The 12,671-nt window shown below is 36.1% G+C and carries 11 protein-coding genes; 10 read left to right on the top strand and 1 reads right to left on the bottom strand.

Features of this window, described 5'->3' with window-relative positions; genetic code table 11:
• Positions 1-2,184, bottom strand: coding sequence for an alpha-galactosidase (locus AC4BBX_RS11970; protein ID WP_490454051.1), 2,184 nt, complete (start codon positions 2,182-2,184; stop codon positions 1-3).
• Positions 2,185-2,242: 58 nt separating this feature from the next.
• Between AC4BBX_RS11970 and AC4BBX_RS11975 the strand changes: the two genes are divergently transcribed.
• From AC4BBX_RS11975 to AC4BBX_RS12020, 10 genes are all read left to right on the top strand, one after another.
• Positions 2,243-3,079: an AraC family transcriptional regulator gene (locus AC4BBX_RS11975; protein ID WP_490454052.1), complete on the top strand. Its 837-nt coding sequence runs from the start codon at positions 2,243-2,245 to the stop codon at positions 3,077-3,079.
• A gap of 221 nt (positions 3,080-3,300) precedes the next feature.
• Positions 3,301-4,374 (top strand): Gfo/Idh/MocA family protein, encoded by a 1,074-nt coding sequence (locus AC4BBX_RS11980; protein ID WP_490454053.1) that lies wholly within the window; start codon positions 3,301-3,303, stop codon positions 4,372-4,374.
• A gap of 101 nt (positions 4,375-4,475) precedes the next feature.
• Positions 4,476-5,225: a sugar phosphate isomerase/epimerase family protein gene (locus AC4BBX_RS11985; RefSeq protein ID WP_490454054.1), complete on the top strand. Its 750-nt coding sequence runs from the start codon at positions 4,476-4,478 to the stop codon at positions 5,223-5,225.
• Positions 5,222-5,932: a ThuA domain-containing protein gene (locus AC4BBX_RS11990; protein ID WP_490454055.1), complete on the top strand. Its 711-nt coding sequence runs from the start codon at positions 5,222-5,224 to the stop codon at positions 5,930-5,932. The genes AC4BBX_RS11985 and AC4BBX_RS11990 overlap by 4 nt, the downstream gene beginning before the upstream one ends.
• A gap of 2 nt (positions 5,933-5,934) precedes the next feature.
• On the top strand, positions 5,935-6,903 hold the full coding sequence (locus tag AC4BBX_RS11995; protein ID WP_490454056.1) for a sugar phosphate isomerase/epimerase family protein: 969 nt from the start codon (positions 5,935-5,937) through the stop codon (positions 6,901-6,903).
• Positions 6,904-6,931: 28 nt separating this feature from the next.
• Positions 6,932-7,963: a Gfo/Idh/MocA family protein gene (locus tag AC4BBX_RS12000; protein ID WP_490454057.1), complete on the top strand. Its 1,032-nt coding sequence runs from the start codon at positions 6,932-6,934 to the stop codon at positions 7,961-7,963.
• Positions 7,964-8,044: 81 nt separating this feature from the next.
• On the top strand, positions 8,045-8,557 hold the full coding sequence (locus AC4BBX_RS12005) for a PTS sugar transporter subunit IIA (RefSeq protein ID WP_490454058.1): 513 nt from the start codon (positions 8,045-8,047) through the stop codon (positions 8,555-8,557).
• Positions 8,558-9,094: 537 nt separating this feature from the next.
• Positions 9,095-9,823 (top strand): GntR family transcriptional regulator, encoded by a 729-nt coding sequence (locus AC4BBX_RS12010; RefSeq protein WP_490454059.1) that lies wholly within the window; start codon positions 9,095-9,097, stop codon positions 9,821-9,823.
• A gap of 10 nt (positions 9,824-9,833) precedes the next feature.
• Positions 9,834-11,219 (top strand): PTS transporter subunit EIIC, encoded by a 1,386-nt coding sequence (locus tag AC4BBX_RS12015; protein WP_490454060.1) that lies wholly within the window; start codon positions 9,834-9,836, stop codon positions 11,217-11,219.
• A complete protein-coding gene (locus AC4BBX_RS12020) occupies positions 11,216-12,406 on the top strand; it encodes an SGNH/GDSL hydrolase family protein (protein WP_490454061.1) in 1,191 nt (396 codons plus the stop codon). Before AC4BBX_RS12015 ends, AC4BBX_RS12020 begins: the two co-directional genes overlap by 4 nt.
• Positions 12,407-12,671: the final 265 nt, after the last annotated feature.

Below are 12,671 nucleotides of genomic sequence, written 5' to 3' on the forward strand. Positions count from 1 at the left end.
TTATTTATTATTCACTTTTATCCAATGGAAGACACTCGTATAAAAGTCTTCTCTTACTCGAGGAATCAAGATTCCGGCTTGATTTAATTCTGTGCCAGAAAATTGTTGTTGTGTGTCTACCTCTTGATAGATTGCTTCGGCATCAAGATAGCGCATTTTCAAATAGCTGATTGGCATCGCCGGTCTAGATAAGCCCTGGAAGTAAATGGCAATAGCTTCCTCTTCGTTGGTGAATAACCAGGCACTAGCGAAATGAGCATTAGGTGCTTGTAGACGATAAAATTGTCCGAATTGGAACAATTGGCGGTGTGCTTGATAGAATTTGATTTGTTCTTGCACGATTTGTTGTTCTTCTTCGGACAAGACTTGTAAATCTAATTCATAGCCAAAATTCCCGCTCATCGCTAACCAACCGCGAGTTTCCAACGGAGTGATTCGCCCAACTTGATGGTTTGGTGTGACGGAAACATGCGCACCCATCATAATTGGTGGATACAAGTAGCTATACCCATATTGGATGACGCTGCGGCATAGTGCATCGGAATTATCGCTGGTCCATGTTTGTGGCATGTAATACATCATACCAGGATCGAAACGTCCGCCCCCACTTGAACAATTTTCAAGGAGACATTCAGGAAAGTGTTCGTTTAAGTAATCTAAGACTCGATAAAGACCTAGAACATAGCGATGGCTAACTTCTTTTTGTTTATCCGCTGGCCAAAGTATGCTGCCAACTTCCGTCAAATGGCGGTTCATGTCCCATTTGATATAATCAATCGCACCAGTTGATAAATATTCTGTAAAGACTTCAATTAAATAATCTTGTACGGCTGGCTGGCTTAAGTCGAGGACATATTGTTGACGGCTTTCCGTCATTGGATAGTCAGGGACTTGAATCGCCCATTCTGGATGTTTCTCAAATAGTTGGCTATATCTGGAAATCATTTCTGGTTCAAACCACAAACCGAATTTCATCCCTAATTCATGGACTTTACCTGCTAAACCAGCAATCCCATTTGGTAATTTTTCTTGATTTACGACCCAATCTCCTAATGAGCGATCATCAGAATTACGTTCACCAAACCAACCATCATCTAGCACAAATAATTCAACCCCAAGTTCGGCTGCTTTTTCTGCTTGTTGAATTAGTTTTTCCTCGGTAAAGTCAAAATAATTGGCTTCCCATTCATTTAAAAGAATGGGACGCTCTTTGTCTTGCCAATACGTTGGTGCAAGGTGTTCTTGATAGATTTGATGGAAGCTTTGCGACATGCCATTTAATCCTTGGTCTGAATAGTTTAATACTACTTCAGGTGTATGGAATTGTTCGTTTGGCTCTAAGTGCCATTCAAAATGGTCAGGGTGAATCCCCATCTGTACTCGCGTTGTTTTGTATTGTTCTACTTCAACTTGAGCTACAAAATTCCCGCTATAGACGAAATGAAAAGCGAATACTTCTCCCTGGAATTCAGAAGTATAAGGGTCAACCAATGCCAAGAATGGTTGATGTTGTGGGCTACTTGATCCACGTGTGCTTTCCAAACGTTGGATACCCGAACGAATCGGTTGGCGTGTGAGATTTGCTTCGTTGGTATGTGCCCCATCTAAAGAAATCATTTCGAAATTATCTTGAGCAATATCAATCGACATCGATCCAGCATTTTCCAAGATAACTGACTCTTCACCCGAATTCGCATAAATCACTCGGCGAGTAATAATCGGATAGTCTTCAAATAAATGATAAATTAAGCGCATTTCCAATTGTTGAACAGCATCTTTTAAAAGTATCTCTAATGTGGTCACTTTTGCCGTATCTCTTAAACTAGGTAGGCCCGGGATGGCTTCTTTTCCTTCATATACGCGGTACGAATCGTAATAGAAATTAGTCACCGTATGTCCTTTGGGAGAACGTATTTGGTAATTGGCAACGCGGTGATCTCCCGTCCCTTGGGTGCTCGTTTCAAAAGGGAGACCATTGAGTGAGAATCTGCGGTCTTCAGGGAATGGATTTGATGCAAATCCCCAATCTTTAAAGTTTAATTGATTGCTCCCAGCGTAGGATGGTAATTTTTTCCCCCAATAACGGTGAACAAGATAACGTCCCCTTTCGATTCCAATAATGTAACTGATTTGTTGATTGCTTAAATGAAAGCACTGCATGTTTTCGTCAAAATAAATAGACATTTGGACTCTCCTTTTATTTTATTTTTAGTTATACTATAAGCATAGAGGAGGAGAGGGAATGAAACAAGACGAAATAATTGAAGAAACTAGCACAAAATTGCATCGTGCTTTCGCCCATCAATTTCAGCTTACTTCCTCAGAACGTTTGCCCTATCTACGTGGCTTTGGAGTGGATTATTCTCCACAGGAATATTATTGGGATGCCAAAAAACGCCAAGATTCTTTATTGGTTTTTCAATATACCATTAGTGGTACCGGTTATTTAGCAACAGAAAATAAAATTTATGAATTAGGTGCAGGTAGCTTTTTTTTAGCGGAGTTGCCGAATAGCTTTAGTTATTATCGTGGGGAAGAAGAATGGAATTTCTTTTATATTGAATTCTCCAAAGAGTTTTTTCAATGGTTGAATGTTCCGTTGCAAATTGGTAGTTTTTCAAAGGAATATGTAGATCAGATGTTGTATCAGTTACATCAATTAACTGACAACCCAGCTGAGATATATGAAAACTCTCGCTGTGCCTATAATTTGTTTTTGACAATTAAAGCAGAACTAGAAAGCAAGCCAAGTTTGATGTCATCCATCAAAGACTATCTAGAAACTCACTATAAAGATAGTGTTTCTTTGGATGATTTAGCAGCAACTTTTCATCTATCCAAATACAAATTGATTCGGGCTTTTGAAAAAGAGTATCAGCAAACGCCAATTAATTACTTGAACAATTATCGGATGGTCCAAACGTTACGTTATTTAAGAGAAAATCGGACGATTAAAGAAATTGCTGAAGCTGTGGGGATTTATGATGTAAATTATTTTTCGCGTGTCTTTAAAAAAAGGATGGGACAGACACCAACAGCCTATCGTAAAGAAATTCTTAAACAAGATGAACTTTTTTAGTAGAAAGGAAGTCTTGTTTTTTTTAGCCAAATTTGGAGAGATAGCAGTTCTTTTGAGCTTTTTAACTTAAATTAGAAAATTTTAGCGCAATATCTGGGAACTTTTTAGATGAAATGTAGGAAGAATCCATTAATGGAATTCGTTATAATAATCTTGTAGAAAAATAAAACGTTTTCAATAAAACGTAAAAAATAAAACCTAATATCTAGGAGGAATTAAGTATGTCAGTCAAAGTTGCGATTATCGGTTGTGGAGGAATTGGAACAGCCAAACATTTACCATCCTTATCAAAAGTAGAAGAAGTGGAAGTAGTAGCATTTTGCGATATTATTATCGAACGTGCAGAAAAAGCTCGTGAAAAATTTGGAACAGAAGATGCCAAAGTTTATACAGACTATAAAGAAATGTTAGCTGAAGGTAGCTACGATGCAGTTCACGTTTGTACTCCAAACTCTTCTCATGCAGAATTATCGATTGCTGCTTTAGAAGCAGGTAGTCACGTAATGTGTGAAAAACCAATGGCTAAAACATCAGAAGAAGCTCGCGCGATGATTGAAGCTGCTGAACGTACGGGTAAAAAACTAACGATTGGTTATCAAAACCGTTTCCGTACAGACTCAACTTATTTACATGCGGCCTGTGAAGAAGATGAATTAGGAGAAATCTATTCAGCGAAAGCTCATGCTATTCGTCGTCGTGCTGTTCCGACATGGGGTGTATTCTTAGATGAAGAAGCTCAAGGTGGCGGTCCATTAATTGATATTGGTACGCATGCCCTAGATTTAACTTTATGGATGATGAACAACTACAAACCAAAATATGTTGTAGGACAAGCCTACCATAAACTTTCTGGAACAAAAAATGCAGCAAATGCTTGGGGACCATGGGATCCAGATAAATTTACTGTAGAAGATTCTGCCTTTGGTTTTGTGGTAATGGAAAATGGAGCGACTATCTATTTAGAAGCAAGCTGGGCATTAAATAGCTTAGATGTCAAAGAAGCAAAAACAACGTTAATGGGTACTAAAGGTGGAGCAGACATGAATGATGGTCTGACAATCAACGGTGAAAATCGTGGTTTATTATACGAAAATAAAATTGAATTAGAAACTGGCGGAGTCGATTTTTATGATGGAGAAGGTTCTGATCCAGCAGATATTGAAGCACGTTCTTGGATTGATGCAATTATCAATGATACCCAACCAGTTGTAAAACCTGAAGAAGCTTTAGTTGTTACTGAAATTTTAGAAGCTATCTACAAATCTTCTGAAACAGGCGAACCTGTCTTTTTATAAAATTTGATAAGTGACAGTTGTTAGCTCCTATGGATAGTGTCAAGTAATCGATAGGAGTCACACTGTTTACTAACGAATTTAACAACAATAGGAGGATTCAAATGAAACCGAAAATTGCATTGCAACTTTGGAGTATTCAAGAAGAATGTAAAAAAGACTTTGAACATGCTTTGCGTCAAGTCAAAGCGTTTGGTTATGACGGTGTAGAATTTGCAGGCTATTATGGTAAATCAGCGGAAGAAGTCAAGACGTTAATTGATGAGCTTGGTTTAGAAATTGCCGGATCACATGTTCCTTACGACAACTTGCGGGAGGATGTAGAAGCTACCTTAGATTTTGAAGAAAAAATCGGCAACAAACGAGTAATTGTTCCTTATGCTAGTTTTTCAACCTTGACAGAATGGGAAGAATTTATCGAACAAATGAAAGTGCTATCTAAAGAAATTACAGCTCGAGGAATGGCATTGTATTACCATAATCATTCTCATGAGTTACTAGAAATCCCAGATACAGATATTTTAGACTTATTGGCTCGAGAAGTTGATGACTTAAAACTAGAAGTTGATTTGTATTGGCTGACTCATGCTGGAGCGGATGTCAAAGCATGGATTGAAGCACACAAAACAACTATTGGTTTGTTCCATATGAAAGACAAGCAAATGGAACCAGAGGAAAGTACAGAACTTGGCTCAGGAGTTTTACCTTTAGCTGATTATGTCGAATTTGCGAAGGAACTTTCTTTGCCATGGTTAGTCGTAGAACAAGAAGCTTTCCAAAAATACAGCCCAATGGAAGCAGCAAAAATCAATGTAGCTAAATTAAAAAAAATTGTAGAGGAGGTCCATCAATGACTCAAGTAACTGTTTGGAACGAGTTTCGTCATGAGAAAGAAGAGGAAGTTGCTAAAGTTTATCCAGAAGGGATTCATGCACAACTGGCTTCTTTTATCGGCGAAGAATTTACAGTAAGAACGGCAACTTTAGATGAACCAGAACATGGTTTGACAGAAGAAGTATTGTCAGAAACCGATGTCCTACTTTGGTGGGGACATATGGCACATGGCGAAGTTTCAGATGAAATTGTTGATCGTGTGCACCAACGAGTTTTAGAAGGAATGGGATTGATTGTTTTGCATTCAGGACATTTTTCTAAAATCTTCAAGAAATTAATGGGTACATCTTGTGATTTAAAATGGCGTGAAGATGGCCAACATTGCCGCATTTGGAACGTTAATCCAAGTCACCCGATTGTGGAAGGTATCGGCGAATATTTTGAATTAGAACAAGAAGAAATGTATGGCGAGCACTTTGATATTCCAGCACCGGATGAATTAGTTTTTGTTAGCTGGTTCCCTGGAGGAGAAGTCTTCCGAAGTGGTTGTACTTACCGTCGTGGTAATGGAAAAATTTTCTATTTCCAACCTGGACATGAAACCTATCCGAGCTATTACAATGACAAAGTTCAACGTGTCATTAAAAATGCGATTCGTTGGTGTGAACCAACCGAAAATACTTATCCAACTTATGGACACTATGAAGCAAGAGAAGGAGCGAAATAATTATGAAATTAGGCGTATTTACCCCGTTATTTAACAACTTAAGTTTTGATGAAATGATTGAAGAAGTAGCTAAAAAAGGCTTGCAAACAGTAGAAATCGGTACAGGCGGTTCTCCAGGTAGTGCCCATTTAGATATTGATAAATTATTGGCTAGTAGCGATGAAAGAAAAGAGTATTTACGCAAATTATCCGATAAGGGCTTAGAAATTTCTGCTTTGAGTGCCCATCATAATCCAATCTCTCCAATTAAAGAAGTGGCAGAAGAAGCGGATGAATTATTACGCAAAACAATTAAATTAGCGAATTTAATGAATGTACCTGTCGTTAATGGTTTCTCTGGTGTAGCTGGTGGGAATGCGACAGATACGCAAGTTAACTGGCCTGTTTTACCTTGGCCAACAGAGTACAACGATAGTTACGAATACCAATGGGATCAAAAATTAATCCCCTATTGGAAAGGTATCAATACCGAAGCAGAAGCTGCTGGTGTGAAAATCGGAATTGAGTTACACGGTGGTTTCTTAGCCCATACTCCTTATACGATGTTGCGTTTACGTGATGCGGCAGGAAAAGCGATTGGTTGTAACTTAGATCCAAGTCATTTATGGTGGCAAGGAATTGATCCAGTTGCGGCAGTCAAAATTTTAGGAAAAGAAAATGCAATCCATCATTTCCATGCAAAAGATACGTATTTAGATCAAGACAATATCAACATGCATGGTTTAACCGACATGCAGCCATATGGCAACGTTAAAACACGTGCGTGGACTTTCCGTTCAGTAGGTTGTGGACACGACTTGCAAGTGTGGTCAGATATTATTTCTGCTTTACGCATTTATGGCTACGATTATGTCTTAAGTATTGAGCATGAAGATCCAATCATGTCAATTGATGAAGGATTAACACGTGCGATTACCAACTTGAAGAGCATCATGATTAAAGACCAACCAACTGATATGTGGTGGGCATAAAACGAAGGAGTACAAAGGAGCATACAGAATGTCAGCAATTAATTTTGTCATAGTGGGTTATGGTGGAATGGGTTCGTACCATGCACATACCTTAATGACGAGCAAAAAAGAAAAAATTAACCTTGTCGGTGTCTATGATGTTTTAGAAGAACGTCGAATAGTAGCACAAGGCAATGGATTAAAAGCCTATGATAGTTTTGAAGCAGTTTTGGCAGATGAAACGATTGAAGCCATTTTAATTGCGACACCAAATGATAGCCATAAGGAGTTAGCGATTCGTGGCTTACAAGCAGGTAAACAAGTCATTTGTGAAAAACCAGTGGCGATGAATGTCGCAGAATTTGATGAAATTTTAGCGGTGGCTAAAGAAACAGGCAATACCTTCATGGTTCATCAAAACCGTCGTTGGGACCCTGATTTTCTGGTGGTGCGTGACTTATATCAAAACAATCAAATTGGTGAGATTTTCCAATTAGAATCTCGTGTTCAAGGCGCAAATGGAATTCCTGGCGACTGGCGTCATTTACCCGAACATGGAGGCGGTATGTTATTAGACTGGGGCGTTCATTTATTAGATCAAATTCTTTGGTTGGTAGACAGCCCAATTAAAAACGTTGTCGTTGATTTCAGTTACGTTTTAGGCGATCAAGTCGATGATGGTTTTATTAGTTATATTACCTTTGAAAATGATGTAAAAGCTCTTGTGGAAGTCGGAACAAGTAACTATACTAGCTTACCTCGTTGGTATGTAAAAGGATATGAAGGAACGGCCCGGATTGATGATTGGGATATTTCAGGGGAACTGATTCGTGCAACTAATGCCGAGGACGTTTCTGCACCAAAACCAATCCAAGCAGGTGTTGGTTTAACGAAAACTATGGCACCACCTTCTGAAGAGGCGATGGAACGCCTAAGTTTCCCAGAGGCAAAAGCAGAGTATTCTTCATTTTATGCAAACTTCTTTGATGTGGTTAGAAATGAAGCCACACCAATCGTTAAAAATGAGGAAGTTCGTCAAGTTTTAGCGTTAATTGATCACATGTTTGAATTAGCAAAATAAGTGTTAAAATCCAGATGGCTGAAAATGTTGTCTGGATTTTTTATCTATCTATTTCCTAATAGCTAAAAGTGTGCTAAAGTTATGTTAACGTTTACAACAGGAAATAAAAAAGAAGGGGGAAGCTACTTTCGTAAACGTGTAGCGATAAAGACAATGGTTAAAAAAGAGATTATGTATCATACAAATTTCCAAACAAAAGACGAACTTTTTGAAGGAGTTACGGCATTTTTGGTAGAGAATGATTTAGCAACTGCTGAAATTGAAGTAGCGTTGAAAGAAAGGGAAGAAAAATTCCCAACTGGACTACCTACAATTCCAGCTTCAGCCATTCCTCATACAGATGGGACCTATGCTAAAGACGATGTCATCTTATGTGTATTAAATGAAACACCCCTAGATTTCTACCAAATGGGTAGCAACAAAGAAAAGGTTGTCGAAGCACAAGTCATTTTTATTTTGATGATGCGAGACATCGTGACACATTTGGATCAGTTGCAGCATATTATCGAAAAAGTAAGAAACACAAATTTTGTTGCAGAACTAGTCAAAGCCGATGAAGCAACATTTACCTCTTTGGTTAAAGATCAACTGTAAGAAAGTTGAATGTTACTCAAATAACAAAACAATGAATAAATTTACCAGAAGCACAAGATCAAAATCTTGTGCTTTTTTTGATGTGAAATGAAGTTTTATTTCGATCAATGTGCTATGAGTTTGACTATTTTATAAAATTTCAACTAAGCAAGAAAATAACTAGAGTTACTCAAAACTTTAATTTTGACTATGTTTAAAAAATAAGAATAAGCATATTTCTTCTAAATCTATATTGAAAATCATTTATTAAAAGCTGAATATATATTATAATTATCTATAGTACAATCTTTTGTATTGGTCTTGGTTTTAATTTTCCAAGTTTCAGTATAAAGGATTTTTTTGTTTCATAGATTAGCTTTTATTTTGTCAGTTTTTTAATGGATAATCTAAAAATATAAACTATATTTCAGGTGTGAAACCTTTATATATTAAGTTTTCAAAAATAATTTTCAAACCTGTTTAAACAGGTTGTTGACTTGGAGGAAAAGAGTATGTATAATCAAAAACAAGAGAACGTTTTCCAGGGAGGCGTTTCCGATGGTAGAAACTAAATTTGAAAATATCTATTTAAGTATAAAGCATGATATTCTCAATAATAAGTATCAACAATCTCAACGATTACCTTCTGAAAATGAATTGGCCGACATTTATGGATGTACTCGTAATACCATTCGAAAAGCAACCCGACTGTTAAATGAAGAAGGCATTGTTTATAGTGCCAAAGGGAAGGGAGTTTTTATCCTAAAACCTATCGAACAAAATATAGTTGCCTTTAATATTAGCAACTTCGAAGGGCTAAGTACGCTTTCTCAGAATTTAGATGATTACAAAATTGAGACAAAGCTCTATAGTTTTAAAGAAGTGTTAGTTGATCGATTTTTGAGTAATATTATCGAATTTGACGAAGGAGAGACTGTTTATGAAGTCATTCGTATTCGTTTAAAAAAAGAAAAGGCAATTATGTATGACCGCGCTTATTTTAGTAAAGAGATTGTAGGTGAATTGAATGAAACTATCGTTACAGGTTCAATTTATGAATATCTCAAGGAGAAACAACATATAAAAATCGCGGCATCAAGAACTTTTAATAAGGTTTTGGGTGCTAATGAAATGGATACCGAATTATTGTCTTTAGAAAAATATAATTGTATTGGTGAGTTCATCAATATTGTTTATGATGATTACGGTCGTATTTTTGAACATACATTTACACATTATGTACCTAATGAACACGTATTGGTATCCTTTAATATCAACAAAGAATAAGGGAGAAAATATGGATAAAAAGAAACTGGCCAAGGATATTATTAAATTAGTAGGTGGCGAAAAAAATATTGATAATGTTTTGCATTGTATTACACGCTTAAGATTTTATGTTTATGACGAAAAACTTGTTCATACCAAAGAAATTGAACAATTAGATGGAGTACTTTCTTTTATTAGAGGAAATGGGCAACAACAAGTAGTAATTGGTAATCAAGTCGGAGAAGTGTTTACCGAAGTTGTAAACTTATTACAATTGGAAAATAAAGAGAAAGTGAAAATCGAACAGCCTGAAAAACCAAAATCTTTTGTTGATTATCTGAATCTCTTGATAGGTACCTTAACAGCTTCAATTCAACCAGTTGTTGGACTCTTGGCAGGTGGTGGGATAATAATTGGACTATTAACAGCTCTTTCAACATTTGGTTGGATTTCGACTGATTCTGATATTTATTTGTTTGTCGATACGGCTGCACGGTCTGCTTTCCACTTTTTACCTGTTCTTATTGGAATAGCAGCAGCAAAACGTTTTGATATTAATCCTTATGTAATTGCGGCTGTAGCTGGGTTTCTGGTTCATCCTAATATTACTGCAATTGCAGATGGTGAATCAGGTATGATTCATTTATTCGGTATAGCATTTGGAGTTACGAATTATACTTATTCTGTATTTCCAATCATTGTAGCAGCCTGGATTGGAAGTTATTTAGATAAGTTTTTAAATAAAATAATTCCTGCGGTTATCAAATCTTTGTTGATTCCAATTTTAGAAGTTTTGATTCTATCTGTATTAGTCTTGACTGTAGTGGGACCAATTATTACTTTAATTGCAAGCGGAATTGCGAGCGGAATTGAAGTAGGTTTTGGATTCAGTCCTATTATCGGTGGTGCATTGTATGCGGCATTTTTCCCATTGTTAGTTATGTTTGGCATGCATTGGCCTCTGATTACCTTGATTGTTAATGATTTAACAGTCACAGGATACAGCATGATGAACGCGTTCTCATCTGTTTTGATGTTAGGAATAGCTGGTGGTGTTCTTGCAGTTGCCTTGAAAACACGAAATACAAAGTTAAAACAAATTAGCATCGCTGCTACTCTTTCGCAAGTTTGTGGTGTTGGGGAACCAGCTATTTTTGGAGTGCTTGTTAAATATAAGAAGGTTTTCTATATGGTAACCATTGCAAATTTCTTTGCAGGGGGATTGGCAGGTGCTTTACGTCTGTTAAGTTATGGATTCTCAGGAGGATTAGTTGGATTTGCTTCATTTATTGATCCAACGCAGGGGATTACAGCCAATTTTACAAACTACTGGATTACTCATCTCACAGCATTTATATTGGCTTTTGTCCTAACTTATCTTTTTGGATATAAGGACGAGGAAGGAATTTCAGTTTGATTAAGAAAAAATTTATAATGGCATTTAATCAAGCTTTTTCTGATTATGGAGTATTAACATTTCCTGTTAATACCTATACAATTAAGTTAATATTTCAAAATATTATTCCAGGTGAAGTAGTCAAATTTGAATTTGGAAATGAGTTTGATGATCAACCTTTAAATGTCATGTCAGCGAAAGTTAACTATTGTGATGATGAATCATCAGCTACCGCTATTACTTTTAATCAAAAGCAAAAGTTCCAAATACAATCTGGAACTAATTTATGGAGTGACAATATTTTTCTAGAAAATAGAGAAGGTAGTCCTTTATATGTATACTTGAAACTAAGTAATAAAGATAATATCCTAAAAAGTTCCGCTAATCTATTTAATGATACTCGTCTAAATATTGAGTATTTTCCTGAATTTACTCATGAATTTTTAAACAGTGATATTCAATTACTTGTTGGTATTAAATCGGTTGCAGTAGTTACGCCAAAATTCTATACTACTATTTCTTTTTTTGGTGATTCTTTAACAAACCATGCGTATTTCGCCAATCCTTTTATCGACTATTTAAATAGTGAAAATTTTACTGTAATTGGATTAAATGCAGGTATTTCTGGAAATAAATTATTGAGCTCTGGCGAGGAAAGTATCTCGAAATGGAAATTTAGTTTCGGGAGTGCTGGAATTCGACGTTTTGAAAAAGATGTTTTGCAAACTCAACCAGATATAATAGTTTCTTTAATTGGTGTGAATGACTTATTTCACCCAGGTACTAACGAAGCTGCAAGTAGATTGCCTACTGCGTTGGATTTAATTGACGGTATAAAACAACTGATGCAAGTTTCACAAGTTAGAAATAGTTTGTATATACCAGTAACGCTTCCTCCTTTTCAAGGAGCTTTGAATAATGAGATAGAAGCTTGGAATGAAGTCAAAGAAACTATTCGTCAAGAAGTTAATTTATGGATACGTCAGCAGTTGAGTTATATTGATCTAGATTTATTTGTAAGTGATGAAGCGAATAAACAAAAGTTGAGTAGTCAATATGATGGGGGTGACCATATTCATTTTTCACCTTCCGCTGGGGAAAAAATTGGAAAGTATATGGCACAGAAATTTCTCGAAATATTGGATTCGAATAAACAATCGAAAAAAAATTTGAATATAATAGACATGAGAAAAGGGTTTGAGGATTAAAGATATAGAGTAGAGGGTTATAGAAGAGATGATATTTATTTTTAGATATACTCAAGAATGAATGCAACATCAGTGAATGTTAGTTAGAATATTGATAAATTTAAGAAGGACTTAGGTTCTTCTTTTTTTATCTTCAAAAATAGCCATGTTGAAACAAGAAAGTTTTTGTTCGAGAGAAAGTAAATAACAAACTATTTTTCAGAAAATTATGAATTCATACGGATTAAATCTTTCTAATTTAAAATGGTTCTGCTATAATGAAAAT

It is taken from the genome of Enterococcus sp. AMC1157 (genome assembly GCF_058216555.1).

What these genes read in the sequence shown, in the direction of transcription:
- AC4BBX_RS11975 (WP_490454052.1), top strand. Translation starts at nt 2,243, where the DNA reads ATGAAACAAGACGAAATAATTGAAGAAACTAGCACAAAATTGCATCGT.
- AC4BBX_RS12000 (WP_490454057.1), top strand. Translation starts at nt 6,932, where the DNA reads ATGTCAGCAATTAATTTTGTCATAGTGGGTTATGGTGGAATGGGTTCG.
- AC4BBX_RS11970 (WP_490454051.1), bottom strand. Translation starts at nt 2,184, where the DNA reads ATGTCTATTTATTTTGACGAAAACATGCAGTGCTTTCATTTAAGCAAT.
- AC4BBX_RS12015 (WP_490454060.1), top strand. Translation starts at nt 9,834, where the DNA reads ATGGATAAAAAGAAACTGGCCAAGGATATTATTAAATTAGTAGGTGGC.
- AC4BBX_RS12010 (WP_490454059.1), top strand. Translation starts at nt 9,095, where the DNA reads ATGGTAGAAACTAAATTTGAAAATATCTATTTAAGTATAAAGCATGAT.
- AC4BBX_RS12005 (WP_490454058.1), top strand. Translation starts at nt 8,045, where the DNA reads ATGTTAACGTTTACAACAGGAAATAAAAAAGAAGGGGGAAGCTACTTT.
- AC4BBX_RS11980 (WP_490454053.1), top strand. Translation starts at nt 3,301, where the DNA reads ATGTCAGTCAAAGTTGCGATTATCGGTTGTGGAGGAATTGGAACAGCC.
- AC4BBX_RS11995 (WP_490454056.1), top strand. Translation starts at nt 5,935, where the DNA reads ATGAAATTAGGCGTATTTACCCCGTTATTTAACAACTTAAGTTTTGAT.
- AC4BBX_RS11990 (WP_490454055.1), top strand. Translation starts at nt 5,222, where the DNA reads ATGACTCAAGTAACTGTTTGGAACGAGTTTCGTCATGAGAAAGAAGAG.
- AC4BBX_RS11985 (WP_490454054.1), top strand. Translation starts at nt 4,476, where the DNA reads ATGAAACCGAAAATTGCATTGCAACTTTGGAGTATTCAAGAAGAATGT.